The organism is Subtercola boreus, from assembly GCF_003399645.1.
Taxonomy (GTDB): Bacteria; Actinomycetota; Actinomycetes; order Actinomycetales; family Microbacteriaceae; genus Subtercola; species Subtercola boreus_A.
The window spans coordinates 323,664-347,820 of sequence record NZ_NBXD01000007.1 but is presented as its reverse complement, the minus strand read 5'-3'; the positions used below and the strand labels follow the sequence as shown (position 1 = coordinate 347,820).

26 protein-coding genes are annotated in these 24,157 nt (G+C 67.9%); 14 read left to right on the top strand and 12 right to left on the bottom strand.

Translation table 11 applies throughout. The features are described from left to right. Positions 1–56: 56 nt before the first annotated feature. Both B7R24_RS03935 and B7R24_RS03930 read left to right on the top strand, forming a co-directional pair. Complete coding sequence (locus B7R24_RS03935) at positions 57–989, top strand: helix-turn-helix domain-containing protein (protein ID WP_116417658.1); 933 nt, start codon at positions 57–59, stop codon at positions 987–989. 87 nt (positions 990–1,076) lie between these two features. Further along, positions 1,077–2,699, top strand: coding sequence for a hypothetical protein (locus tag B7R24_RS03930; protein ID WP_147303951.1), 1,623 nt, complete (start codon positions 1,077–1,079; stop codon positions 2,697–2,699). 24 nt (positions 2,700–2,723) lie between these two features. Here B7R24_RS03930 and B7R24_RS03925 read toward each other — a convergent pair whose 3' ends face one another. From B7R24_RS03925 to B7R24_RS03915, 4 genes are all read right to left on the bottom strand, one after another. After that, positions 2,724–4,127, bottom strand: a complete 1,404-nt coding sequence (locus tag B7R24_RS03925; protein ID WP_253259256.1) for a protein kinase domain-containing protein — start codon at positions 4,125–4,127, stop codon at positions 2,724–2,726. A gap of 1 nt (position 4,128) precedes the next feature. Next, positions 4,129–4,386, bottom strand: coding sequence for a DUF6458 family protein (locus tag B7R24_RS03920; RefSeq protein ID WP_116417656.1), 258 nt, complete (start codon positions 4,384–4,386; stop codon positions 4,129–4,131). 54 nt (positions 4,387–4,440) lie between these two features. Then, positions 4,441–4,605 carry a hypothetical protein gene (locus tag B7R24_RS17500; RefSeq protein WP_172582694.1) on the bottom strand — a complete coding sequence of 55 codons (165 nt, stop codon included), beginning with the start codon at positions 4,603–4,605 and terminating at the stop codon, positions 4,441–4,443. Between the two features lie 90 nt (positions 4,606–4,695). Next, positions 4,696–5,229 (bottom strand): MarR family winged helix-turn-helix transcriptional regulator, encoded by a 534-nt coding sequence (locus B7R24_RS03915; RefSeq protein WP_253259255.1) that lies wholly within the window; start codon positions 5,227–5,229, stop codon positions 4,696–4,698. Between the two features lie 89 nt (positions 5,230–5,318). Here B7R24_RS03915 and B7R24_RS18265 point away from each other — a divergent pair, with 89 nt between their 5' ends. From B7R24_RS18265 to B7R24_RS03900, 3 genes are all read left to right on the top strand, one after another. Next, entirely contained in the window at positions 5,319–6,905 is a 1,587-nt protein-coding gene (locus tag B7R24_RS18265) for a serine/threonine-protein kinase (protein ID WP_116417655.1), read from the top strand. A gap of 72 nt (positions 6,906–6,977) precedes the next feature. Then, the gene (locus B7R24_RS03905; protein ID WP_116417654.1) at positions 6,978–7,832 is read left to right on the top strand and encodes an alpha/beta fold hydrolase; all 855 of its coding nucleotides are present in this window, start codon (positions 6,978–6,980) and stop codon (positions 7,830–7,832) included. Next, a complete protein-coding gene (locus B7R24_RS03900; RefSeq protein ID WP_116417653.1) occupies positions 7,825–8,397 on the top strand; it encodes a TetR/AcrR family transcriptional regulator in 573 nt (190 codons plus the stop codon). The genes B7R24_RS03905 and B7R24_RS03900 overlap by 8 nt, the downstream gene beginning before the upstream one ends. 25 nt (positions 8,398–8,422) lie before the next feature. Here the strand turns inward: B7R24_RS03900 and B7R24_RS03895 are convergent, their stop codons facing one another. Genes B7R24_RS03895 through B7R24_RS03885 form a run of 3 tightly spaced genes read right to left on the bottom strand, consistent with a single transcriptional unit; the run spans position 8,423 to position 12,026 of the window. Next, entirely contained in the window at positions 8,423–9,463 is a 1,041-nt protein-coding gene (locus B7R24_RS03895) for an ABC transporter ATP-binding protein (protein WP_216363604.1), read from the bottom strand. Beyond that, on the bottom strand, positions 9,463–10,983 hold the full coding sequence (locus tag B7R24_RS03890) for an ABC transporter permease (RefSeq protein ID WP_116417651.1): 1,521 nt from the start codon (positions 10,981–10,983) through the stop codon (positions 9,463–9,465). The genes B7R24_RS03895 and B7R24_RS03890 overlap by 1 nt, the downstream gene beginning before the upstream one ends. Then, positions 10,983–12,026: an iron ABC transporter substrate-binding protein gene (locus B7R24_RS03885; protein WP_116417650.1), complete on the bottom strand. Its 1,044-nt coding sequence runs from the start codon at positions 12,024–12,026 to the stop codon at positions 10,983–10,985. Before B7R24_RS03885 ends, B7R24_RS03890 begins: the two co-directional genes overlap by 1 nt. A gap of 93 nt (positions 12,027–12,119) precedes the next feature. On the opposite strand from B7R24_RS03885, the gene B7R24_RS03880 reads away from it, so the two are divergent. From B7R24_RS03880 to B7R24_RS03850, 7 genes are all read left to right on the top strand, one after another. Then, positions 12,120–13,325 carry a sensor histidine kinase gene (locus tag B7R24_RS03880; RefSeq protein ID WP_116417649.1) on the top strand — a complete coding sequence of 402 codons (1,206 nt, stop codon included), beginning with the start codon at positions 12,120–12,122 and terminating at the stop codon, positions 13,323–13,325. Next, a complete protein-coding gene (locus B7R24_RS03875; RefSeq protein ID WP_116417648.1) occupies positions 13,322–13,990 on the top strand; it encodes a response regulator in 669 nt (222 codons plus the stop codon). The genes B7R24_RS03880 and B7R24_RS03875 overlap by 4 nt, the downstream gene beginning before the upstream one ends. Before the next feature lie 112 nt (positions 13,991–14,102). Further along, positions 14,103–14,858 carry an ABC transporter ATP-binding protein gene (locus tag B7R24_RS03870; protein WP_116417647.1) on the top strand — a complete coding sequence of 252 codons (756 nt, stop codon included), beginning with the start codon at positions 14,103–14,105 and terminating at the stop codon, positions 14,856–14,858. Then, a complete protein-coding gene (locus tag B7R24_RS03865; protein WP_116417646.1) occupies positions 14,855–16,279 on the top strand; it encodes an FtsX-like permease family protein in 1,425 nt (474 codons plus the stop codon). Before B7R24_RS03870 ends, B7R24_RS03865 begins: the two co-directional genes overlap by 4 nt. Continuing rightward, complete coding sequence (locus B7R24_RS03860; RefSeq protein ID WP_253259254.1) at positions 16,276–16,890, top strand: VTT domain-containing protein; 615 nt, start codon at positions 16,276–16,278, stop codon at positions 16,888–16,890. The genes B7R24_RS03865 and B7R24_RS03860 overlap by 4 nt, the downstream gene beginning before the upstream one ends. Positions 16,891–16,897: 7 nt before the next feature. Beyond that, on the top strand, positions 16,898–17,674 hold the full coding sequence (locus tag B7R24_RS03855; RefSeq protein WP_116417645.1) for an ABC transporter permease: 777 nt from the start codon (positions 16,898–16,900) through the stop codon (positions 17,672–17,674). Positions 17,675–17,735: 61 nt separating this feature from the next. Then, positions 17,736–18,572: an undecaprenyl-diphosphate phosphatase gene (locus B7R24_RS03850; RefSeq protein ID WP_116417644.1), complete on the top strand. Its 837-nt coding sequence runs from the start codon at positions 17,736–17,738 to the stop codon at positions 18,570–18,572. A gap of 52 nt (positions 18,573–18,624) precedes the next feature. Here B7R24_RS03850 and B7R24_RS03845 read toward each other — a convergent pair whose 3' ends face one another. The 3 genes from B7R24_RS03845 to B7R24_RS03835 form a co-directional block, all read right to left on the bottom strand. Next, positions 18,625–19,392, bottom strand: a complete 768-nt coding sequence (locus B7R24_RS03845) for a class I SAM-dependent methyltransferase (RefSeq protein WP_116417643.1) — start codon at positions 19,390–19,392, stop codon at positions 18,625–18,627. Between the two features lie 109 nt (positions 19,393–19,501). Further along, positions 19,502–20,584, bottom strand: coding sequence for a cation diffusion facilitator family transporter (locus B7R24_RS03840; protein ID WP_437123502.1), 1,083 nt, complete (start codon positions 20,582–20,584; stop codon positions 19,502–19,504). After that, positions 20,581–20,949 (bottom strand): ArsR/SmtB family transcription factor, encoded by a 369-nt coding sequence (locus B7R24_RS03835; protein ID WP_116417641.1) that lies wholly within the window; start codon positions 20,947–20,949, stop codon positions 20,581–20,583. Before B7R24_RS03835 ends, B7R24_RS03840 begins: the two co-directional genes overlap by 4 nt. Positions 20,950–21,278: 329 nt before the next feature. On the opposite strand from B7R24_RS03835, the gene B7R24_RS17495 reads away from it, so the two are divergent. Both B7R24_RS17495 and B7R24_RS03830 read left to right on the top strand, forming a co-directional pair. Further along, positions 21,279–21,425: a hypothetical protein gene (locus B7R24_RS17495; protein WP_172582693.1), complete on the top strand. Its 147-nt coding sequence runs from the start codon at positions 21,279–21,281 to the stop codon at positions 21,423–21,425. 107 nt (positions 21,426–21,532) lie between these two features. Then, positions 21,533–22,420 (top strand): alpha/beta fold hydrolase, encoded by an 888-nt coding sequence (locus B7R24_RS03830; RefSeq protein ID WP_116417640.1) that lies wholly within the window; start codon positions 21,533–21,535, stop codon positions 22,418–22,420. On the opposite strand, the gene B7R24_RS03825 is transcribed toward B7R24_RS03830, so the two are convergent. Together B7R24_RS03825 and B7R24_RS03820 are read right to left on the bottom strand one after the other, a co-directional pair. Beyond that, positions 22,395–23,153, bottom strand: a complete 759-nt coding sequence (locus tag B7R24_RS03825) for an SDR family oxidoreductase (RefSeq protein WP_172582692.1) — start codon at positions 23,151–23,153, stop codon at positions 22,395–22,397. The genes B7R24_RS03830 and B7R24_RS03825 overlap by 26 nt on opposite strands. After that, entirely contained in the window at positions 23,150–24,142 is a 993-nt protein-coding gene (locus B7R24_RS03820) for an alpha/beta fold hydrolase (protein WP_116417749.1), read from the bottom strand. Before B7R24_RS03820 ends, B7R24_RS03825 begins: the two co-directional genes overlap by 4 nt. Positions 24,143–24,157: the final 15 nt, after the last annotated feature.

Genomic DNA, 24,157 nt, shown 5'->3' with positions numbered 1-24,157 from the left:
CATGACCCCAGTTGCCATGACTGCCGCGCCGCTGTGCGTCGGGAGAGAGGCTGGCCATGCCAGAGGTGAACGACTCTCAGCTCGAATTCAGCACGACCATGCCCGTCGAGCTTTCAGGGCCTGAAGGCCTCGCCTCTCTCGGCCCGTCCGTTCAGGCACAGGATGCCCCGGAATTCGCCGTCCGCGGAACCCGCTGCACCTTCGGCCGTTCGACGATCGCCGACCTGACGCTCACGTCATTCGACCACGATGCGGCGATCGGCGTCCCCGTCGGGTTTCCGAACCCGGCATCCCTATCACTGGTGTTCGTCGTGGAGGGAATGGCCGAGGTCGTCACCGAGGGATCGCGGTACTTCTACACCGCGGGTTCGGCCGCCGTCCAGCCGGCCCACACGACCCCCCGGGTGATCTGCCGCCAGAGCACCCGACTGCTCTCGGTCAGCTTCGACGCCGGGAGCTCCGACTTCGACGGGATGCTGCCGGAGCGATTCACCGCGATCTCGGCGAGCGTGGTGCGCACCCATCCTGCGGTGCCTTTCTTCCTCGCGCTGGCCACCGTGATGAAGACGCATCCGATCAGAACAGAGCCGGCGGCGACCATCCTCACACGCCTGGTGGCCGGGCTGCTCAGCGCAGACCAGGATTGGCACACCCGCCCCGATCGCCCCGTGCTCAGCCACATCCTCGACCTCATCGCCGAGCATCACACCGACCCCAGCTTCGACCGAAAATCGCTGGCCCGGCAGAACAAGACCACCGCTCGTGCACTCGATGAAATGCTGCAGCAGACCGGCTGGAAGACCGCCGAAGAGCTGATCACCGAGCGCCGGTTGATCACCGCGGTGCCGCTGCTTCGTCCCGGCACCCTCCCCGAGGTCGAGTCCATCGCCGAGCGCTGCGGCTTTCCCTCGAGGGAGGCCTTCGAAACCATCGTCGAGCGCGTCTACGGCGTGAATGCCTCTGCCCTCCTCACCCTGAACCAGCCCTAGCGCGGCCACCGCAGCTTCCGCCTGACGATGGGCGCGCCGGGCGCGGGTGTGGCAGGATCTCGAAAGGTACGCAAACGGGGGAGAACCATGCCACGACAGTTGTTCCGCTCAGCCGCTCTGGGTGCGGTCGCCGCATCGACGATGCTGGTGCTCGCGATGGGGGCCGCCCCGTCGGCGCAGGCAGCGGTGCCAGCTCTGGCAGCCGTCACGGCACCGATCGTGAACCTCACGTCGCTCTACTCCTCCGGCGATCCGTCGGCGGCAGTAGTCGGATCGGCCGATTCGGGTGCCGCGACGCTTCGGGCGACCTCATCGCTGAAGAACGGCGTTGCCGTCTCCGTTCCTGGGGCGACCGCCGCGACCTCCTCCGTCATCGAAGTGGTGCCGCCGAGCGGCCAGCTGCTCGCGCCGGGCCGCTATCCGGCGCTGAGTTCCACCGCAGCCGACGACGCGAAGCCGCGACTGACCGTGACGGTCGGCAACACCTCCTACCCCGTGGTGGCGGGCGAGGTCGACGTGCTCGACATCGCGGCCAACGCGGACGGCACCATCAAGCGCTTCGACATCGTCTTTCGCACGGGCGACCGCGCACCCACCACCGTGCTCTTCGGCGAGCTGCGCCTGGGACAGCCGGATGACACGACACCCGTTCTCGCCACCCGCCACGTCGAATGGCCGCAGACTCCCGTACGATCCACGCCCATCGTCGTGACGGAACGGATGCACAACACCTCCTCCTCAGCCGTGACCATCGGTGCCGTGGCTGTCACCGCGGGCGCCCGCGCCGACTACACGATCTCCGGTGACCAGTGCAGCAACCGGCCACTGGCATCCGGAGCCAGCTGCTCGCTGAAGATCGGATTCTCGCCCACCGCCTCGGGTCCCCGGGTCGCAACGCTCTCGCTTCCCGTGGGATCGAGCACCCAGACCGTGTCGCTGGCCGGCACTTCCCCGCTCGGCACCAATTCGCTCGTCATTTCGGGCCGGGACTACGTCGACGGCGGAACGACCCACACCCTCGGTGGCAGCGCCTTCACCGTCACCGGTATGGCGAACCTGTCCACCGTCGGCGGGTTCTCCTTCACGCCTCTCGCGCCCAACGGCGCTGACCCGGGCACAGCGATGGCGAGGTTCTCCACCGCGGGCGGCGGAAGCGCCGCGCTCCCGGTGGGGACGTACCCCGCCGCGAGTTTCCAGGCGAGCACCCACCCCTCCGCGACGGCCAAGCCGTATGGGGTCACCGTCTCGGGCTTCGGTCGCGGCTGCGGTGACAACACCGGCACCCTCACCGTGCGGCAGTTCGTGCTGAACCCCGACGGCTCTCCTGCACTCGTCGACCTGTCGTTCACGCAGAAGTGCGCGAGCGAGTCGGCCGTAATGACGGGAACACTGCAGTACCACAACCGCACCGACGTGACCCCGCCGGCCTCCGTCACCGGGGTCAGCGTCAGCGGCGGCACCGGCGCGGCCACCCGCACGGCGACCTGGAAGGCGTCGACCGCGTCTGACACCGCGTTCACCGTCTCTCGGCTGGTAGCCGGAACCGGCGCGGATGCGACTCCGACCAGCGGATTCGCCCTGGGCGCCAACACGCTCACCTCAACTCCACTGCCGCAGCTGATCGCGGGCCAGAAGTACACGGTTGTCGTGTTCGCCGTCGACACGGCCGGCAACTACAGCAGCCCTGCCTCGCTGGCGATCACGGGCTGACCGGGCGCCTCGGCGCGGCAACGGTCACGGGAAGGCCTGCCGCCCCACCCCGGGTGCGGTCATCTCGACCGTCGGCTGAAGGCTGAGCTGGCGCAGTTCGAGCTGGCTGACGACGAGCGCAGCCAGGTCTTCCAGGTTCGCGACCTCGGCCGCGCTGACGGTTCCGGGAATGAAATCGAGAACGCTGAGGGTTCCGATCACCGCTCCGTTGCTGCGACGCAACGGTACGCCGACATAGAACCGGAGCTGCAGCGGGCCGGTGACCAGCGGATGATCCCGGGCACGATCATCCGTTCGCCCATCTTCGATCACGATCGGCTCGTCGCTCGGCGAGAGCGCAGCCGTCAGATCGATCTGGCGGGCGATCTCGTCGACGGCGTCACCGTAATGCGACCGGAACCATGTGCGATCGTGGTCGACGACGCTGACGATCGCGATCGGGGCAGAGAAGAGCCTGGCCGCCATGGCGGTCACCCGGTCGAGCGCCTCGCTCGGGAGGGTGTCGAGGATGGCGGAGTGGTAGCGCGGCGTCGACCCGGCCGGCGCCCCCGGTATGAACAGCGGCTCAGCCACATCCATCTTGTGGCGGCCGCTCTCGGCGATCACCACCTGTCGCAGGGCGGCGACGAGCTCGTGGCGCTGCGGTCGCAGAGAGGGGTTGCGCGCGGTCATCGCCGTCAGCAGCTCGCGCCAGAGCGGCGAGAGACTGTCGGGGATGACCGGATCCCGCTCGAGGCGTGCGATGGCCGACTCGACCATGCTGCCCGCGAACTCCAGACGCCGGGTGAAGCACTCGAGCAGAACCAGACCGAGGGAGTAGACGTCGGTCGCCGCAGACACGTCCCGGCCGGCGGCCTGCTCCGGGCTGAGGTAGGCGGCGGTTCCCGTGGTGGCACCCTCGGCGGTGAGGCGCTCCGACCCATCGGCGAGCGCGATACCGAAATCGGTCAGTTTGGCGCGGGCACGCGTCGAACCGTCGCGATAGTCGACGAGGAGGATGTTCGAGGGTTTCAGATCGCGATGAACGACGTTCCGCGCGTGGATGTAGTCCAGAGCCTCAGCGACGTCGTACCCGATCTCGGAGATGTGCCGGGCGGAGAGCCGGGAACCACTCGCGAGGCGCTGGTGCAGGTCGGTTCCGCCCACCAGCGCCATGACGAGGTACCGGTTGGTGCGCCCGAACCCGTCGGGCTCGGCTCCGGCGTCGAACAGCTGAACCAGGGCGTGGTGGTCGATGGTCGCAAGCACGGTGAGCTCGGCGTCGATGCGGCCGGATGACGACTCGCTCGTGTGGAAGAGCTTGACGGCGACATCCCGACCCAGCGCCTCGTCACGCGCCCGGAACACCGTCGACATACCACCGTGCCCGATGGGTTCGATGAGTCGGTAGCGGCCGCCGAGGGTCTTGTCGATCGGCGGCCCCGACACGTCAGACGAGAGGGTCGTTGCGGTCTACCGTACGACGCGAGACGCTCTCGCCGCTGACCGGGTCGACCGCTGAACGGGTGGTCATGGAGGTCTGTCGACGGCGCGTGATAAGCACGATTCCGAGGATGATGCCGACCACGCCGGCCGCCATGAGGATGTACCCCACGACCTGCAGGTCGACCCACGACACCTGGATGTCGACAGCGAAGGCGAGGATGGCGCCGATGACGAAAAGGACGATTCCTGATCCGAGACTCATGATGGTGCTCCTTCTTTCAGAGGTGAGGGGTTTGTCCGAAACGGACGCGCCGCGTCAGACGCGGCTGCGGCCCGAGATGAAGCGGAGCAGAAAGACGATGAGGGCGATGACGAGCAGAACGACACCGACCCAGATCAGGAAGCTCAGCGACTGGGTGACCCCGCCGGTGATGAGAAGGACGACGGCCACGATGGCAATGATTGCAACGAGAATATTCATGATGTGAACTTAGCAACTAGTTCAGTGGTCTAGCAATCTCTTGACAAGCGTGTCCGCCGGCGTGTAGTGCACACCGTCGCGGAGCGCGGTTCAGGCACCGATCTGGTCGACCGTGGCCCGCATCATCGTGAGGAACTGCGCCACCGTGCGAGCCTCCTCGGCAGAGAGCGTCTGCGTGGCCGCCGCCATGTGGTTCTGCGCCATCGCGAGCATGGGCCCGGTGTCGCCCTCGGCCGCCGGCGTCGGCACGATCTCGCTGGACCGGCGATCGGAGCTGTTCTCCCGCCGCTCGATGAACCCGCCCGCCTCGAGTCGGCGCAACAGCACTGTGGTCGAGGCGCTCGAGATGCCGAGGTACCTCGTCACGTCCTTCGACGCGATCGGATGACCGGCTGCCCTCTGGTTGAGAATGAACCGCAGCGCGAGCAGGTCGTTCTCGCCGAGCCCCATGGCCGAGCCGGTGCGGCGACGCATCGCAGCTTCGGCCGCGCGGAACATGTGCAGCGCTTCGAGTACATTCGTGTCATCCGCTGTTCGATCATCCGCGCCGCCTGCGTGGCCCGTGGCGCTCGCCTCGGCCGCGTCTTCCCGCACGAGGTCGCTGTAGTCGAATGAATCCGTCACACTGTCTAGTGTGCGGCACCGTTAGTTAGTTTGACTAGCGAACCGCGACATCCCCAGCAACATCCCACGCGACGGGCACGAAAGGGAACATGGCCTCCGACGACACCGGATGGATCGGCAGAACCCTCGCCGACCGGTACACCATCACCGGGCGCATCGGAGCGGGCGGTATGTCGACGGTCTACGAGGCGCGCGACAAGCAGCTCGGGCGGGCCGTCGCGCTCAAACTCTTCAACCCCGGCGAAGCCCGTGACGACGACCGGCGCCGCAGCGAGGTCGATGTGCTCGCCCGCCTGAACCACCCCACACTCGTCACGATGTATGACGCGCACCTCGCCTCGGGTGACAGCGCCGTGCCCAGCTTTCTCGTGATGGAGCTCGTTCCCGGGCCCGACCTCCGCTCGACGCTCGACCACGGACCGCTCCGCGGGGCGATCGCCGCCCAGATCGCGACCGACATCGCCGAGGGCCTTGCGGCCATGCACTCCCAGGGCATCGTTCACCGCGATCTGAAACCGGCGAACATCCTGCTCTCCCCCACCGGCCTGCCGGCGCCCACCCACCGCGCCAAACTCGCCGACTTCGGTATCGCCCACCTCGTCGGCAACGATCGCATGACGACGGTCGGCATGATCGTCGGCACCGCCTCCTATCTCAGCCCCGAACAGGCCTCCGGCGCCTACCCGGGGCCCGAGGCAGACGTGTATGCGCTCGGACTCGTCGTTCTCGAGGGCCTCACCGGCCGCCGCGAATATCCGGGAACCGTCGTGGAGTCGATGAGCGCCCGCGCCTCGCGCGACCCGGTCGTCGGCGACGATCTGCCGGCGAGTTGGGTGTCGCTGCTGACGCAGATGACGGCGCGCGACCCCGCGGCCCGGCCCACCGCACTCGAGGTCGCGGTGCGTTCGCGCGACATCGCGCGCGATCTCGTCACCTGGGAGGCTGGTGCTGGTGCTGGTGCTGAGGCTGGGGCTGGGGCTGGTGCCGCGGCCGCCACCGCACTGCTGGCGACTTCTGCGCTGCCTGCGTCTGCCCGGCCGCCCCAGGATGCGCCGACCGTTGCGCTGCCGTCCCAGGATGCGCCCACTGCCGCAACCGTCGCCCTTCACCCCGCAGACTCACCCACCGCCCCGACGGTCGCGCTTCACCGCTCTGCGGCGCCCGCCGTCGCAGCCGCAGCCGCGGCCGCCCCTCCGGGCCGTGTCGACACTCCCCTCGGCGACCCCGCAGAGCCCGAACGCCCGAAACGTCGCAGAGGTGCGCTCATCGGCGCCCTCGTCGGCGCCGTCGTTCTGGCCGGCGCCATCTGGGTCGGTGGCACCCTCCTGACTCCGGCCTCCAACTCCGCCCCGGCCGGCCCCGCCCCCGCCACCACCCAGACACCTGCGCCCAGCACCGAGCCGGTCGTCGAAACGGCCGCTCCGGCCGACGGAAACTCCTCCGCCCCCGAAGACACCGCCGCCCCGACCGACGACAGCACGACCCCCGCCACCACCCCGCCGACCACGGCCCCCGCCTCCCCGGCTCCCGAGTCCCCCGCCCCGGCACCGTCAGCCTCCGCGCCTGCGCCCGCTCCCGCCCCCTCGCCGTCGCCCTCGGCGACCACAGGCAACAACGGCAACGGGAACGGCAACAATGGGAAGGGAAAGGGCAACGGCGGCAACGCCAAAGGCTGACTCGGTCTCCTTGACAGCATCGGCTAACCGTATTAGCTTTAAGCTACGAACATTAGCCAAAAGGAGACCGATATGACCGAGTACCTCACCCTCGACGAGGGAACCATCGCTTACGACCTGACCGGGGCAGGGCCTCTCGTGGTGCTCGCGCACGGCATGGGCGACAGCCGGCACTCCTACCGCTTCGTCGCACCGGTCCTCGCGGCCGCCGGCTACCGCGTGGCCAGTGTCGACATCCGTGGCTGCGGCGACTCGAGCACAGGGTGGAAGGGCTACAGCCGCACCGACATCGCCAGCGACCTGGTCGCCCTCGTTCGTCACCTCGGCGGCCCCGCGGTCATCGTCGGCCAGTCGATCAGCGGTGGAGCCGCAACCATCGCAGCCGCCACTGCACCCGACCTGATCGTCGGCCTCGCCGAACTGGCGCCCTTCACACGCAAGCAGTCCATGGATCTCGGAGGCCTCCTCCGCGTCAAGAACCACCGGGCGGGCACCGTGCAGCTCGCGAAGGTCATGATGACGGGAAGCCTCACGGCGTGGCTGGCCTACCTCGACCTCGCGATCTCCGCCAAGCCCACCGACTGGGGCACCGAACGCTCGCGCATCCAGGCCACCCTGAGCCAGCCCGAGTACGGGCGGGTGCTGCAGGCGATGACGAAGACCACCCCCGCCGATGCTGGCGCCCAACTGGCGAACGTACGATGCCCGGTGCTCATCGTCGAGGGCAGCGCCGACCCCGACTGGGCCGACCCGCGCGCCGAGGGCGAGCGCATCCTCGCCGACCTCCCCGCCGGCCTGGGCGAGCTCGCGGTCATCGACGGCGCCGGCCACTACCCGCACGCCGAGACACCCCGTGAGCTTCTCGACCTGCTCCTGCCGTTCCTCGGCAGAACGCTCGCTCCGGCCACGCAGCCCCGCAATGCCTAGGGCGGGACTCGACGCCAGGGCGGTCGTCGAGGCCGGAGCCGCCCTGGCCGACGAGGTCGGTCTCGACCAGCTCAGTATGAGCGTCGTCGCAGAACGCCTCGGAGTGAAGACACCCTCCCTGTACAAACACGTCGACGGCCTCGCCGCCCTCACCCACGGCATCGCCGTGCTCGGCGCAACCGAGGTGGGCGACACGGTCCGCGACGCCACCCAGGGCCGCGCGGGCGTCGAAGCCCTCGCCGCCGCGGCCCAGGCCCTGCGCAACTACGTCAAACAGCATCCGGGTCGGTACGCGGCGACGACAGGGGTCGGCCCCACCGGTGCCGACGATCCGCTCGGCCCCGCAATCGAACGGACCCTCGCCTCACTCTCCGCCGTTCTGCACGGTTACCGGCTCGCTGACCACGACCACATACACGCCCTGCGGATGCTGCGGAGCATGCTGCATGGTTTTGCAACCCTCGAGGCGGCAGACGGCTTCCAGCTCAGTGCCGACATCGATGAGAGCTTCGCCTGGATGATCGACTTCCTCGATCGTGGCCTGCGGGGTACGAAGCGGTCGTGATCGTGTCCGTGACGCTCACGGACCGTCAGCCCGGGTAGACCACCACCCCGCCGACGACATCCACTCGAACCGCCTGACCTGTCCTGTAACGCTCAGGGACGGCGGTGACGAACGGCAGGCGGACCACATCCCTGCTCGGCCTCACCTCGAGGAGCACGTCGAGCTTCGCGCCGACCGTCTGAACGTCGATGATTGTGGCGTTGGGTGAGGCGCTCCCGCCGTCGATGGTGAACTGCGCGGGCCTGACCAGGGCCTTCTGGCCCTCCCCCGGCGCGCTGTGGTCGTGCGTGATGGCGAGCGATCCCAGTACCGTGTGCGCACCGCCGTCGCGCACGGAGCAGGCCAGGAAGATCGCGTCTCCGAGGAACCGCGCGATGTCCTCCGTGTGCGGGTCGTCGAAGACCGCAGCCGGCGGTCCGGCCTGCGAGATCCGGCCGCCGGCAATGATCGCGACCTGGTCACCGAACGACAGGGCCTCATCCTGGTCGTGAGTGACGAGGATCGTGGTGACGCCGCTCTGTTCGAGGGCCTCGATGACCGCTCTCCGGGTGGATGCCCGCAGCCCCGTGTCGAGCGCGCTGAACGGTTCGTCGAGCAACACGACCTCGGGTTCGGGCGCCAGTGCGCGGGCCAGGGCGACCCGCTGCTGCTGGCCTCCGGAGAGCTCGTGCGGATACCGGCCGAGCAGGGTGCTGCCGATGGCCACCAGGGCAGCGACCTCGGCCACCCGTGCCGAGCGCTGTGCCCTTCGGGGCAGTCCGAAGCGGATGTTCTGCTCGACCGTGAGGTGCGGGAACAGGGCCCCATCCTGCGCGACATACCCCACCCCCCTGCGGTGCGCGGGAACAGACGAGTCCCCGCCCGCCAGAACGGCGCCGCCGAGGCTGATCTGTCCGGCATCCGGAGCATCGAACCCGGCGATGAGACGGAGCAGGGTGCTCTTGCCGCTGCCTGACGCTCCGACGACGGATGTTCGTGAGCCGCTCGGTACGGTCAGGGTCACGTTCTGCAGAACCGGCTGCCCGCCCAGGTGCTTCGTGATGCCGGTGAGAACGAGTGTTGACATCAGCGAACACGCTTTCGGGTCTGCAGGAAGAGAATGGCCACCGAGGGAAGCGACAGCACGATGAGCAGCAGCGCGTAGGGGGCTGCGTCGGAGTAGGCGACCGACGTGCTGGCCGACCAGAACTGGGTGGCGAGGGTTCTCGTACCGCTGGGGGCGAGCAGAAGTGTCGCGGTGAGTTCGTTGGCGGCCCCGAGCCCCACCAGCGCAGCCCCTGCGCCGAGGGCGGGGAGAATGAGGGGCAGGGTCACCTGAGCGCGAGCCACGAGGGGTGAGCGGCCGAGCGACCGGGCGGCCTCTTCGAGGGAGACCGGCGCCTGGGCGATGCCGGCACGGAGGCTCACGAGCGCGCGCGGCAGGAAGATGATGACGTAGGCGAGCACCACGGTGAACACGGACTGGTACAGCGCCGGAACGACCCGGATGGTGATCGTGACGAGGCCCAGCGCGATGATGATGGCCGGCAGGCTGCTGGCGAGAGAGGAGGCGCCTTCCAGAAATCGGGGAAGACGACCCGGGTGACGAACGGTCAGCCAGGCGATGGGGAGGGCCACGAGCACCGTCGCGACGGCACCGATCGCGGCCAGGCCCGCCGTCTGCACGATGGCCCCCGGCAGTTCGCGCTGCGACCAGGGGTCGCCGATGCTGAGCCAGCGCACGAGGCTGGCGGCGGGAACGCCGATCGCTGCGACCAGCAGCACCACCAGCCCGGCGAGGGCGACGGGCGTCGCCCGACCGAGTCTCTGCGGCACCGCGGGTCTCGCCGCACCCGATCCGACCCGGGAATACCGCGCCCCGCCGCGCGTCGCCGATTCGCCGAAGAGCAGGATGAGACAGAGCCCGGCGAGCACGATGCCGAGCGCGCTGGCGGCGGGGCCGGCGAAGGTGGACTGGTACTGCACGACGATCGCGGTGGTGAAGGTGTCGAAACGGATGAGCGCGAACGCGCCGTACTCCGAGAGCAGGTGCAGGGCGACGACGAGGCCGCCGCCCCAGACGGCAAGTCTCAGCTGGGGCAGAACGACGCGCGCAAAGACCCTCCAGGGCCCCAGCCCGAGTGCCCGGGCGGACTCCTCGAGCGCGGGGTCAAGCCGGCGGAGCGTGGCGACCGCGGGCAGGTAGACCAGGGGGTAGTAGGCGAGAGTCGCGACGAGCAGGCCCCCGCCGATGCCGCCGATGGAGGGGATGGCGCTGACCCAGCCGTAGCTGCTCACGAATGCCGGGACGGCCAGCGGTGCAGCCAGAAGCACGGCCCAGACCCGTCGGCCGGGGAGGGTCGTGCGTTCGACGAGCCACGCGCCGCCCACCCCGAGCAGGATCGTCACGGGTACGCCGAGAACGACGAGCAGCACGGTGTTCACCAGCAGTTCGCCGACCTTCGGCCGGAACACCAGAGGAGCAAGCGTCGGCCAGCCGACCTGGAACCCGATGGCGACCACGTAGCCGACGGGCAGCAGCATGATGACGGCCAGTACCGCCACCGTGACGAGCAGGAGTGACGGCCTCAGCCGCCCTGCGGCCATCAGATGAGGCCGGCCTGCGTCATGAGGTCGGTGACCTCGGTGCTGTTCAGCGTCGAGGGGTCGATGGCGGGGGCATCGAGGGTGTCGAGAGCGGGCAACGCCGTGTTCGGGGTGACATCGCTGGCCACGGGGTATTCGAAGCTCGTACCGGTCTGCAGGATCGTCTGGCCGGCGGTACCGGTGATGAACGCGAGGAACGCCTGCGCAGCGGCCTGTTTCTTGCTCGAGGCAAGCACTCCCCCACCCGAGATGCTGACGAATGCGCCCGGGTCCTGGTTCTTGAAGTAGTACAGCTTCGTGTTGCCGCTGTTCTCCTTCGTGCCGGCCTGGTCGATCGCCCAGTAGTAGTGGTAGATCACACCGGCCGGAACCTGGCCGGCGTTGACGGCCTTCATGACCGTGCTGTTGCCCTTGTAGTCGACGTAGTTCGTCTTCATCGACGTCAGCCACGCCAGGGTCGCGTCAGAACCCTTCAGGTCGAGGTAGGCCGAGACGATCGCCTGGAAGTCGGCTCCGCCCGGAGATGCGGCCCAGCGACCTTTCCACGCCGGGTCGGCGAGGTCGCTGAGGGATGCGGGCAGGTCTGCCTCCGGCAGCAGGGAGGGGTTGTAGACCAGCACCGTGGAGCGGGCCGCGATGCCGGTCCACTTCGCGGTCGACGGCCGGTAGGCATCCGGAACCTGCGCCAGCGTCGACGCGTCGACATCGGCGAACAGGCCCGCGTTCTCGACCAGCGACATCGCCGGCGAGTTCTCGGTCAGGAACACGTCGGCGGGAGACGCAGCGCCTTCGGCCACGAGCTGGTTCGACAGTTCGGAGTCGTCGCCGTTGCGGAGAGTCACCGTGACACCGGTCTCGGCCGTGAAGGCATCGGCCCAGGCCTGGGTGAGCTCTTCGTGCTGGGCGTTGTAGACCGTGATCGACGTCCCCGCGAGAGACGAGGGGTCAGCGGGCGTGGCGGGGGTCGAGGCTGAACCGGCACAGGCCGAGAGGGCTAGGGCGACTGTCGCCGAGACGGCGACGATGACGGGGAGGCGTTTCATGGATCCTTCGGGCTTTCACACACATTGTTCGGGCAAGGTAAGGCTACCCTCACTCTCAGGGGTGCGGCACCACGCAGGGTTAGAGTTGCCCGTGTGTTGATCTGGTTCGAGAGGCGCCCGCGCATCACCGATGCGAGCGTCGCCGTCGCGGCGTTCGTGCTGTTCGGCGCCGCAGATTTCGTGCGCGATGGTGTCGCCGGAATGCTGATCGACATCGTTCTGGCCCTCTCCCTCGCCTTCTGGCGACGGATGCCCGGCCTCGGTCTTGCGATCGCCTGGGTCGGTGCGCTGGTGCAGGTCGCGACGGTCGACGGCCTGCTGGTCGGGGACATCCTGATCCTCGCCGCCGTCTTCACGACCGGATTGGCGGAGAGCCGCCTCGTGCGATGGGCGGGGCTTTCCTCGAGTGTGATCGGGGGCGGCATTGCCGGCGCCCGTCTCATCCTGTTCGCTCCCCCGACCGGAGACGGCGCCCTCATCCCGACCGACCCGGTGTCGCGCGGCGTCTACTCCGTCATCGTGAGCGGCGTGATCGCGGCGGCTCTCGCCCTGTTCTGGGCGCTCGGTGTTCTGGTGCGAAACCGCCGGGCGTCGGCCGCGGCGCGGGCCGACCGTGACCGCGACCGGATCCTGGCGGAGGCTCGCCTCACCCAGGAGCGCGAACGCGCCCTGCTCAGCCGCGAGATGCACGACCTCATCGGCCACGCGCTCGCCGTGGTCATCGCCCAGTCCGACGGGGCACGCTACGCGAAAGCGAGCGACCCCCTCGCTGAGACGACGGCCCTCGAGACGATCAACCGCACTGCACGCTCCGCCCTCGATGACGTGCACGAGTTGCTCAGCGTGCTGCGTGAACCCGGAGACGCGACGACCGCCGGCATCAGCACCGGCGACCTCGACGTGCTCGTCACCAGTGTCCGGCAGGCCGGCCTCGACGTGAGTGTGAGCGAGACGGGCATCCGGATGCCGCTGACCGCGGCCCACGACCTGACGATGTTCCGCGTGCTCCAGGAATCGCTCACGAATGCCATCAAGCACGGCGGCCGGGGAACAGCGGCGACCGTGCGTCTCGACTGGGGCCCGAACGACGTGTGCTTCGGCGTCGAGACGGTGGAGACATCCGATTCGCCCCCGCAGGCCCCCGGCCGGGTCGTGCTTCCCGGCCAGGGACTGATCGGCATGCGCGAGCGGATGCGGCTCCTCGACGGAACCGTCGAGGCCGGCCGCCGTACCGACGGTCCGCCCGGGTTCCGGGTCGATGCCCGCCTGCCCTACCGGGTCACGGGAACACTGCAGTGAGCAGCTCGATCCGGGTGGGATTGGCGGATGACCAGCCACTGTTCCGCGCCGGAATCGCGATGGTCGTGAACTCCCAGCACGACCTCACCGTCGAGTGGGAGGCCTCGAACGGCCATGAAGCCGTCGAGCTCGTCGCTTCGACGCCCGTCGACGTCGTGCTGATGGATCTCGAGATGCCCCGGATGGGCGGCATCGAGGCCATCACCCGCGTGCTGGCCGAGCCGCCGGGTGCCGGGCCACGGCCGCGGTTCATCGTGCTCACCACCTTCGACCTCGACGACCGCACCTTCGATGCGATCAACGCCGGGGCGAGCGGTTTTCTCCTGAAGTCCACCGACCCGGAATTCCTGCTCGCGGCCATCCGTACCGTGCACTCCGGCAGCGCCGTGCTGGCACCGAGTGCGACCACGAACCTCATCCGGCGCTTCGCCGCTCCGCACACCGCGAACCGTTCCCAGTCGCTCGAAGCCCTCACCCCGCGGGAGCTCGACCTCTTCGACCTCATCGCCTCGGGGCTGAGCAATGCCGAGATCGCGGCATCCCTCCACCTCAGCGACACCACCGTCAAGACCCATGTCAGCCGCATTCTCGGCAAACTCGGGTTGCGTGACCGGGTGCAGCTGGTGATCTTCGCCTACGAGAACGGCCTCATCGGCTCCGACTGACGCTGACGGTCCCGTCATCACAGCGATGTACGGCCAAGATGCTCCGCTCGGCCGATTCGCAGGGGTGGGACCTCTTCGTAGCGTGGAATGACCCACGAGAAGGAGTTTTCTGATGAGCAACGCATCCGCCAGGGTTGCCGCCGCTGCAATCGGCGTCAGCAAGGTCTACGGCAGCGGCACCAGTGCGACCACTGCGCTGGATGCCGTCGACCTCGAGATCACCAGCGGTAGCCTCACGGCGATCATGGGCCCCAGCGGTTCGGGCAAATCGACCCTCATGCACGTGTTCGCCGGGCTCGATACCGCCACCAGCGGGCAGGTCAGCATCGGCGACACCGACATCACCCACCTCGACGACAATGCCCTGACCCTTCTCCGGCGCCGGAACCTGGGCTTCGTCTTTCAGGCCTTCAACCTCGTGCCGACGCTGAGCGTGCTCGGCAATGTCACCCTCCCGTTCGAACTCGACGGGCGAAAGCCCACCACCGACGAGCTGGCCTGGGTGCGCCTGCTGCTCGGCCGCCTCGGTATCGGAACGCTCGAAGCGCGTCGCCCGCACGAGCTCTCCGGCGGGCAGCAGCAGCGCGTGGCGATCGCCCGCGCCCTCGCCATGCGCCCGCAGCTGGTGTTCGCCGACGAACCGACCGGCAACCTCGACTCCCGCTCGAGCCGTGAGGTGCTGGGGCTGCTGGGCGACCTCACCGCCGAGTTCCAGCAGACCGTCGTTCTCGTGACCCACGATGCCGTTGCCGCCTCGCACGCCGACCGGGTGATCTTCATCGCCGACGGCCGTGTGGTTCGGGATGTCGCGAAGAGCGACGCGAAGACCCTCTCCGACATCATCCTGAGCCTCGAGGTCGCGACGTGATCGCCCTTGCCCTGCGGGAGCTCGTGCACGGCGGCCGCCAGCACACGTCGAGCGTGCTCGTCGCCTTCATCACCTCTGTCTTCGCGACGATGATGATCGAGATGGACATCGTGCTGCGGGTGCAGTCCATCGGCGGCCAGTTCATCAAGCACGGCTACGTCGTTGCGCTGCTCGACGTGCTCGACCTGCTGTTCTTCTTCATCGCGGTGTTCGTGGCCTGCATCGTCACCGCGAACACGTTCGGCATCATCATGGCCGGGCGCGCCAGACACATCGCCCTGATGCGGCTGCTCGGTGCGTCGGCCCGTACCCTCCGCGGTGCCATCGCCATCGAGGGTGCCGTCGTCGGCCTCGCCGGTTCGGTTGCAGGCCTCGTCGTGGGGCTCCTCGTCACCCAGCTCGCATACGGCGCCCTCGTCACCTCGGGAACCTTCGTCGACGTCTCGATCGACACGCTCTCACCCCTGCTCTTCGCCCCGGTTCTCGTCGGGGTGCTGAGCACGACGGGTGCGGCGTGGTTCGGTTCCCGCCGGATTCTCGCCGTCTCTCCCATCGAGGCCACCGGTGCGAGCCAGGAGCCTAAGGTCGTCACCGCCGCCGAGATGCCCGGGCGCCGCCGCACCCTGGTGATCGCAGCGTTCGTCGGCGGCATCGTGCTTCTCGTCGCGGGCGTCGCCGTCGGGTTGAAGACCCCGCTCGGGCTGCTGATCGCGGCTCCCGGTGGCGCGCTGAGCTTCGTCGGGTTCGTGCTCGGCTCGAGCTTCTTCATTCCGGCCATGCTGCGGGCCGCCGGGCGGCTCACCGGCTCATCGACGCCGAGCGTGCTCGCCAGCGCGAACGCGCTGCGCTACCCCGCCAGATCCTCCCGCTCGACGATCGGACTGGTCATCGGCGTCACCCTGGTCACGATGTTCTCGGTCGCCGGGCAGTCCTTCCTCGCCCAGACGGGACCGGTGGCCGCAGGCGCAGAAGCCGCCGACGCTGAGGGAGACCAGGCCTTCCTGCAGCTGACCATGGGCATCCTGGCGGTGCTCATCGGGTTCTCACTCGTGATCGCCGCCGTCGGGTTGGTCAACTCGCTGTCGCTCAGCGTGATCCAGCGACGCCGTGAGATCGGGCTTCTGCGGGCACTCGGCTTCACGAAACAGCAGGTTCGCACGATGATCCTGGCCGAGAGCATCCAGCTCACCGTGGTCGGCGGGGCCACGGGCCTCGTTCTCGGCGTCTTCTACGGGTGGGCGGGTGTGCTCGCCGCGATCGCCAGCGACCATCACATCGGCGGGTTCTTCGCACCCACCATCCCGCCGTGGATCATCATCAGCATCGTCGCCGGCGCCGTCATTCTCGCCGTCGTCGCCTCCGCCGTTCCCGCCCGTTCCGCCGTACGGGTCTCCCCCGTCAGAGCATTGGCCATCGAGTGATCCACGTACACACCGCCAGCCTTCTCGACCCCACGCCGCTCCTGGAGGGCGTGGGACCCTGGGCGCTGGTCGTCGTCATGGCGATCGTGTTCATCGAGACCGGGTTGCTGTTCCCGTTCCTGCCCGGCGACACGCTCGTCTTCACGGCCGCGCTGCTCGCCGGCCCGCTCGGGCTTCCCCTGCCGCTGCTGGTGGCCGGTACGGCTGCCGCCGCCATCCTCGGCGACCAGACCGGGTACCACATCGGCAAACGGTTCGGGCCGAGACTGTTCACAGACGACGCACGCCTGTTCAAGATGAAGTACCGCGACCAGGCAGACGAGTTCTTCACCCGCTATGGCGGCCGAGCCCTCGTGCTGGCGCGCTTCGTGCCGCTCGTTCGCACATTCGTGCCGCCGATCGTGGGAATGTCCAAGATGCCGTTCCGCTCGTTCTTGGTCTGGAACGGCATCGGCGGCATCGCCTGGGCGCTGATCCTCACCCTCGCCGGGTACTTCCTCGGCGGCATCCCGTTCGTCAAAGACAACATCGAAGTCATCGCGGTGCTGATTGTCATCGTCTCGGTGCTGCCGATCGTGATCGACATCCTCCGTCGCCGGCGAAAGGCCTGACGACCGCGTGGACGTTCTGGCCGGGTTGGTACCGACCCTCGTCGCGGTGCTCCTCCTCGCCGCGATCGCCCTCTTCGGTCTCACTGCGGCGCGTGTGCCCCAGGCTTCCGCTCCGCTCTGGGCGATCCTCCGCGGCGCCGCGCAACTCGCCGCCCTGAGCCTGGTGCTGGCCGGAATCCTGGGCAACCCGCTCCTCGTCGCGGCGGGACTGGTGGTCATGTTCGCTGCGGCCGTGTACACCGTCGCCCGCCGAATCCGTGCCGACCGCCGGCAGACCGCGGCCATCGGTGCGGCGATGATCGCCGGCAACCTTGCGGTACTGATCATTGTCTTCAGCACCGGTGCGATCGAGTTCTCGCCGCGCTACGCCCTCGCGATCGGCGGCATCGTCATCGGCAACACCATGAGCATCGCAACGCTGACGGGACGCACCTTCCACACCTCGGTGCGTGACCATTGGGACGAGGTCGAAGGGTGGCTCGCGCTCGGCGCCACCCCGCTCGAATCCACCCGTCTGCTTGCCCGCACCGCCATCCACTCCGCGCTGGTTCCCTCGATCGACCAGACCAAGACCACCGGCGTGGTCGTTCTCCCCGGGGCATTCGTCGGCGCGATCTTCGGGGGTGCCTCTCCGCTGGAGGCGGGCCGATTCCAGATCGTCGTGCTCGCCAGCATCCTGGCGGCCGGCACCATCACCGCGACCCTCCTCCTGCGCCTCATCGGCGCCGTCTCTCAGAAGCCCGCCCCCGAGATCTTCGCCACACGGAAAGTCCGCACCGCATGACCCCTCTCAGCCGCGTCTTTCTCGAGCATCCCGCCGACCCGACCCCAGAATCGAGCCCCCTGTGAACCTGCTGTACGCGATCATCCTCGGCGTTGTGGAGGGACTCACCGAGTTTCTCCCCGTCTCGAGCACCGGCCACCTCACCCTCGTCGAGAAGCTCCTGGGGTTCCAGATCGACGATCCGGGCGTCACGGCGTTCACCGCGATCATCCAGTTCGGGGCGATCGTCGCCGTGATCATCTACTTCCGCTCCGACATCGGCCGCCTTCTCAGCGCCTGGTGGCGAGGCCTCTTCTCCGCTGATGCCCGTCGTAACCGGGACTACCGGTTCGCCTGGTACGTCATCGCCGGGTCACTGCCCATCGGCATCGTCGGGTTCGCGGCGAAAGACCTCGTCTCGGGCGCCCTCCGCAATCTCTGGGTCGTCGTGGCCGGGCTCATCCTGTGGAGTGCCGTCATGTTCGTCGCCGAACGGATCGGCCGGAAGTCCCGTCCCGAGGAGAGCCTGACGCTGAAGGACGCGCTCATCATCGGCCTGTTCCAGTGCATCGCCCTCATCCCGGGGGTCTCCCGCTCGGGTGCGACGATCAGCGCCGGCCTGCTCCGCAACCTCGACCGCGTGGCAGCGACCAGGCTCTCGTTCTTCCTCGCCATCCCGGCCCTGATCGGCGCCGGCGCCTACGAGAGTGCCAGCCAGGCCTCCGCGGTCAGCGCGACCGTGGGCTGGGGAGCCACAGCCATCGGAACCATCGTCAGCTTCATCGTCGCCTACGCGTCGATCGCCTGGCTCCTCCGACTGGTGGCACGGCATCCGATCACCGTGTTCATCTGGTATCGCGTCGCGCTCGGACTCGTCGTCGCGGTGCTGCTGGCAACCGGTGTGATCGCCGCCACGTGACAGCCGTGGCGGCACGGCCCGCCGCCACGGTGGTGCCCGTCGAAATCGGGTTCTACTCCGGCTTTCGACCGACGACTGTCCAGGCGGTCGCTCGAATGGTGAAAGGACCATCGGGAAGGAGCTCAGCTGCCTGATGCCGGAGCCTCTCCCGTCGTGGCGCGTCCAGGGCCGCCACGTAGGCTCCGGCCGGGCCGATTCCGAGCGTGAACGGATCCCACCAGTCAGCAAAAGACGGGAACAGAACACTGACGGTCAGTTCGCCCGCCGCACTGTCGGTGAGACCCGCGTCGGCGAAGACCGCAGCAAGATCCCCGTCAGCGGTGCCCTTCGTGATCTCGGTGATCGGCGCCGACGGGTCCAGATCGAGCACGGCCCGATCGAATACCCCCAGGGGTCCCCGCGTGCCCGAGAAGTCCCAGACGTTCGCAGCGATCGTTCCGCCTGGCCGCGTGACTCGCGCCATCTCGCGGATGCCGGCCACAGGATCGGTCATGAAGTGCACGACGAGTTGTGCGAGCGTCAGATCGAAGGTGTGATCCGGGAAGGGGAGGGAATCCGCCGCGGCAACCCGGATGTCGACACCGGGGAACCGCGATCGTGCCGCCTGCACGAAGGGTTCTGACGGGTCGACCGCACTGACCCGGTCAGCGCCCAGGGCGTCGACGAGTTCTCCCGTCACAGCACCGGGGCCGCAGCCGACATCCAGCGCCGACCCACCGAGCGCGGGGGCGACCAGGTCGATGAATCGCTTCGCCAACGGCACGGAGAAGCGGCCCATGAAGCGGTCATACGATTCGGCGTTCGCGAAGAATTCGGCCATGCCCCATTGTGAACCGTCACGGTACCGGCGGAACAGGTGCGAGGAGAAGAATGAGAACCGACTGCGGCGCCCGAGGGGCGGGAAACCCTCCCATCCGGATCCTGCTCTGTCAGGTGTGGTGCGTGGGCGGTGAGGTGACCGCGCGGAGGGTGAAGTCGTCGAGGTTCGGCAGGGCGCGCTCCGTGTTGTGTTCGGCGTCGTGGAGAGTGCGTTCGACGTCTGAGAGTGGGGCGTCGGCGACCTGGAGTGTTGCCGCTCCCTGCAGGCGGTGCCCGACCCAGCGGAGTTGGATGCGAATCACGGCGAGAACCCCGGGGGTGCTTTCGAGTGCGTCGCGGGCTCGGTCGACGAGGTCGGGTTCGATGCCGTCCATCAGACGCCGACCGATGCTCTTGACGGTGCCCCAGAGCAGAACGATGATCGCGGCCGAGATGATGATGCCGATGATGGGGTCGGCAAGAGGAAAGCCGAGCATCACCCCGACCGCGCCGAGAACGACGGCGAGGGACGTGAAACCGTCGAGGCGTGCGTGCACACCGTCTGCCACGAGGGCTGCTGAGCCGATGTTCTGACCGACCCGGATGCGGTAGACGGCGACGATCTCGTTGCCCGCGAAGCCGATCAGGCCGGCGGCGGCAACGAACCAGAGGTTCCGGAGGTCGTGCGGGTCGAACAGGCGGTTGATGGACTCCCACGCAGCAACGACCGCTGACAGCGCAACGACCGCGACGATGAAGAGGCCTGCGAGGTCTTCGGCACGCCCGAAACCGTAGGTGTAGTGGCGAGTTGCGAGGCGTCGACCGAGGATGAAGGCGATCCACAGCGGTACAGCAGTCAGGGCGTCGGAGAAGTTGTGGATCGTGTCGGCCAGCAGCGCAACGGAGCCACTGATGAGGAAGACCAGGAACTGGAGGACCGTGGTGCCGAGAAGGATGAAGAGACTGATCTTCAGTGCCCGGACACCGTGGGCGCTGGCTTCGAGGGCGTCGTCGATGGAATCGGCGGCGTCATGGGTGTGTGGGACGAAGAGGCCGTAGAAGAAGCCTCTGACACCCGTCGGGTGGGAGTGCCCGTGTTCATCGTGCTCGTGTTCGTGCGGATGAGGGTGGTCGTGGGGGTGGTCGTGGGGGTGGTCGTGGGTGTGATGATCGTCAGCTGGGGAGTCGTGCCGATGCTCGTGGTGCATGTTCATTCAGTGTCCTTGCGGTCGAGCGCGTGGTGGTGCCGAGGGGATCCGCCGAGGCTGTGCTCGGCCTGGAAGATGGCATCGCTCACCAGCTGGATGGCGTGCTCGTCGGCGAGACTGTAGAAGACCCGGGTACCGTCCTGCCTGGTCGACACGATTCGCGCCAGGCGAAGTTTTGCGAGGTGCTGGGACACCGACGCAGGACTCTTGTCGAGGATGTCGGCGAGATGGTTCACCGACAGTTCCTGATCCCGGAGGGCGAGGATTATCCGTACCCGCGTTGCATCGGCGAGCATTCCGAAGATCTCGACGGTCAGCTCCACATACTGGCTGTCGGGGCTTCGACCGCAAATCTGTTTATCTGCATCCATACGCAGATTATTCCACAGAACAGAGCCGACGGAGTGCACCGCGGCCGACCCGATGACAGTGGCGGCGACATCCGGCGCGTTGGTCACATCGGCCGAGACCGCCCGCAGGCGGGGCGCCGTGAGGGACTAGTCGCCGGGCTTCCGCGTGACGGCCGTGGCCCCGTCGCCCGCTGCGAGAGACTGCCGCACAACGGAGCGGCCGGTCGGTCCATTGGCCCCAAAAACAGTGATCTCCATGCTGATTCTCCATTCGGATGCATCGGGCCACATCAAACCAAACGCAAACTCACCCGAAGGGCAAGCGGAAGCGGGATGAAAATCACTGTGGGATGCGCAGTCAAACGGAGGCGTTAGCCAAGCACCACGGCCTCTTCGACGCCATCCGCGCCGGCAGCAACCGCCTGGCCGAATCCATCGCCTTCACGCACATCGAGAAGCGGCGCGCGCCCTCCCTCGCGATGCTCACGGGTTTGTGATGGTCGGGCATGACGAGATTTCAAAAATGATATATCGTAGCGGATAGCAGGAATTCTCACGACCGTCGGGTCGGGATGGCGGCTTGCACCCAACCGAAAGGACAACGATGTCTACCCCGTTCACCCACACCACACAGGACGCCCGCACGTTCACCGGTCGCACGAACGGCGTGAAACCGGCCGCGGGTGTGCCGCTCGTCGTCGCCCTCCACGGTGGCACCTACTCTTCGATGTACTTCGACATCCCGGGATACTCCCTGCTCGAGCGGGGCGCCGGGGCAGGTGTTCCGATCATCGCACTCGACCGCCCCAACTACGAAGGCTCCAGCCCGCTCGAGAGCGACGACTCGATCATCCTGGCGAACGCCGAGGTTCTGGATGCCGCGATCGGGGAGATCTGGGCCCAGTACGGCGGTGAGGCATCCGGAGTGGTGCTGGTCGGCCACTCCATCGGCGGCGCCATCGCGACGGCCATCGCCGCGAATCGGCCCGTCTGGCCGCTGCAGGGGCTTGCGACATCCGGGTGCCTCGTGCGGGTGCCCGCCGAGTCGGCGGGTGCATGGGCAGCCCTGCCTCCGATCCCGATGATCGACCTGCCGGTGCCGCTGAAGGATCAGCTCATGTTCGGCCCGGTCGGAACCTACGCCGACGACATGCCCGCTGCGAGCCACCCCTCGAACACGCTCGTACCCAAGGCCGAGCTGCTCGACATCACGGGCGGATGGATCGATCGGCGCGGGGAGACCTGCGGCCGCATCACCGTACCCGTCTTCCACCGCCAGGGCGAGTTCGACAACCTCTGGGTCACGAACCAGAACGAGATCGACGAGTACCGGGCGGGCTTCACGTCGGCTGCCTCACTCGACATCGAGCTGGTGCCCGGCAGCGGCCACTGCATCGACTTCCACACGCCGAGTAAAGGGTTCGAAGACGCCGAGCTCGCCTTCGCGAAATCGGTCGCCGCGCCCGTCAGCGACCGACAGTCGGGTTCATGAGGTCGTTGAACCGGCGGGTGATCCCGATGTCATCGGTGCGCTGCGCATCCCGGCGCTCGCGCGCGCGGACCACATAGGCCTCGGGCTCACCGGCTTCGAGGGCCTGCAGCGTCTCGGCAAGGAACTCGTCGAGCGGCATGGCGCCGGGGTCGGTGAGGTTCACCGCCTGGAGCGCCGTTCGTGTGAGCGGCGGTGCTATCTCGATGATCTCGGGGCCCTCCCCGTGCAGCCGGTACCGCAGCGAGAGAGTGTACGAGTGCATGGCCGCCTTGGTCGCAGAGTAGAGCGACGACCGGGCGAGCGGGGCGTAGCCGAGCATCGACGTGATGTTGACGATCGCGCTGTCGGGTACTTCGCGCAGATGCTCGATGAAGGCGGAGATCATGCGGATCGGGCCGAGCAGGTTGGTGCCCATCACCACCACCAGCTCCCCCTCGTCGACGGGGGCCGTCGGGTCGTCGTCGATCATCACTCCGGCGCAGTTGATGAGAACGTCGAGTTCGGGATGCGTCGACAGCACCTCTTTCGCGCAGGCCGCGATGCTCGCAACATCTGTCACATCCACCAGCACAGTCCCGATGCCGGGGTTCGCTACAGCCACGTCGGCCAGCAGGTCGGCACGGTGACCGGCGACGATGACGGTGTTGCCTCGCTCGACCAGTGCCTCGGCGAGCCCGCGGCCGATGCCCGATCCCCCACCGGTGATGAGCACGGTACTGCCGGTGAGTCTCACGCTCGACCTGCCGATGCGACCGCGGGGTGGGCCGTAGCCGCCCACTCGATGACGGTCTCGGCGAAGAGCCGGGGATCCGATCGGTGCATCGCGTGCCCCATGTCGGGAAACGAGAGGTAGCTGACCGGCTGGCCGGCCTGCCGCACCAGCTCCTGCACGCGCTGGGCCTGGAAGTCGGTCATCGCCCCCGTCAGACGACCCGTGTGTTCATCGACCTGGCGAAAGTGGTGGGTGATCAGCACCGGAACTTTGACGTTCGAGAGCATATTCTCATGGTCGCAGGATGCCGTCGCCGAACCCGAGGCGAAGGCCCCGCCCCACTCGGGGTCGTACTCCTTCATGTTCTGCGGCGGGTCGGCCGGGCGCTCCCCGAGAGGCATCGGGAACATGCGCGCCAGGCCCTGGAGCGTCGAACGGGGCATCACCCGCGGAATCGCCCGTTGCATGCCGGCCCAGTCGCCGACCGACCACTGGTCGCCGAGATAGGTGTTCCACAGTTCGAACGTCAGGCCCATTCCCTGGTGCACCGACGGCCCGCACGCGGGTTGTGACTCAGAGGCGAAGAAGGGCGCGTCTTCCCAGACGCCGCCGAGAACCTGGCCGGGTTTCGCGAAGGCGCACAGCCAAGCAGCGATCGTGCCGCCCGACGAGAGCCCGCTCACCAGCGTAGGTCGTTCGATGACGAGATCGATGAATCGCACGAGGTCGGCACCGAAGGTGTCGAGGGTGTACCGACCCGGCGTCCACGTCGAGCGGCCCTGGCCCCGCAGGTCGACGGCGAACACCTGGAAGTGTTCGGCGAGAGCCGGTATCGCCTGTTCATAGCCCCACCACGACTCGCTCTGCGACGGGATGAGCAGCAGGGCGGGCGACGCGGGATCACCGACGACCGCGTAGTTCATTCGGATCTCCCCCAGATCGACGACGTGTTCCTCGAAGGAATGAGGAACGAAGAGGTCTGCGTGGGAGTCGGCTTCGATGTAGTTCATGTTCTCTCCTGTGAT

Bases quoted from the DNA above. Each gene is read 5' to 3' on its own strand.
- B7R24_RS03820 (WP_116417749.1), bottom strand. From the start codon at position 24,142: ATGAACTACATCGAAGCCGACTCCCACGCAGACCTCTTCGTTCCTCAT.
- B7R24_RS03845 (WP_116417643.1), bottom strand. From the start codon at position 19,392: ATGGCCGAATTCTTCGCGAACGCCGAATCGTATGACCGCTTCATGGGC.
- B7R24_RS03890 (WP_116417651.1), bottom strand. From the start codon at position 10,983: ATGGCCGCAGGGCGGCTGAGGCCGTCACTCCTGCTCGTCACGGTGGCG.
- B7R24_RS03830 (WP_116417640.1), top strand. From the start codon at position 21,533: ATGTCTACCCCGTTCACCCACACCACACAGGACGCCCGCACGTTCACC.
- B7R24_RS17495 (WP_172582693.1), top strand. From the start codon at position 21,279: ATGCGCAGTCAAACGGAGGCGTTAGCCAAGCACCACGGCCTCTTCGAC.
- B7R24_RS03885 (WP_116417650.1), bottom strand. From the start codon at position 12,026: ATGAAACGCCTCCCCGTCATCGTCGCCGTCTCGGCGACAGTCGCCCTA.
- B7R24_RS03905 (WP_116417654.1), top strand. From the start codon at position 6,978: ATGACCGAGTACCTCACCCTCGACGAGGGAACCATCGCTTACGACCTG.
- B7R24_RS03835 (WP_116417641.1), bottom strand. From the start codon at position 20,949: ATGGATGCAGATAAACAGATTTGCGGTCGAAGCCCCGACAGCCAGTAT.
- B7R24_RS03840 (WP_437123502.1), bottom strand. From the start codon at position 20,584: ATGAACATGCACCACGAGCATCGGCACGACTCCCCAGCTGACGATCAT.
- B7R24_RS17500 (WP_172582694.1), bottom strand. From the start codon at position 4,605: ATGAATATTCTCGTTGCAATCATTGCCATCGTGGCCGTCGTCCTTCTC.
- B7R24_RS03935 (WP_116417658.1), top strand. From the start codon at position 57: ATGCCAGAGGTGAACGACTCTCAGCTCGAATTCAGCACGACCATGCCC.
- B7R24_RS18265 (WP_116417655.1), top strand. From the start codon at position 5,319: ATGGCCTCCGACGACACCGGATGGATCGGCAGAACCCTCGCCGACCGG.
- B7R24_RS03920 (WP_116417656.1), bottom strand. From the start codon at position 4,386: ATGAGTCTCGGATCAGGAATCGTCCTTTTCGTCATCGGCGCCATCCTC.
- B7R24_RS03930 (WP_147303951.1), top strand. From the start codon at position 1,077: ATGCCACGACAGTTGTTCCGCTCAGCCGCTCTGGGTGCGGTCGCCGCA.
- B7R24_RS03895 (WP_216363604.1), bottom strand. From the start codon at position 9,463: ATGTCAACACTCGTTCTCACCGGCATCACGAAGCACCTGGGCGGGCAG.
- B7R24_RS03900 (WP_116417653.1), top strand. From the start codon at position 7,825: ATGCCTAGGGCGGGACTCGACGCCAGGGCGGTCGTCGAGGCCGGAGCC.
- B7R24_RS03870 (WP_116417647.1), top strand. From the start codon at position 14,103: ATGAGCAACGCATCCGCCAGGGTTGCCGCCGCTGCAATCGGCGTCAGC.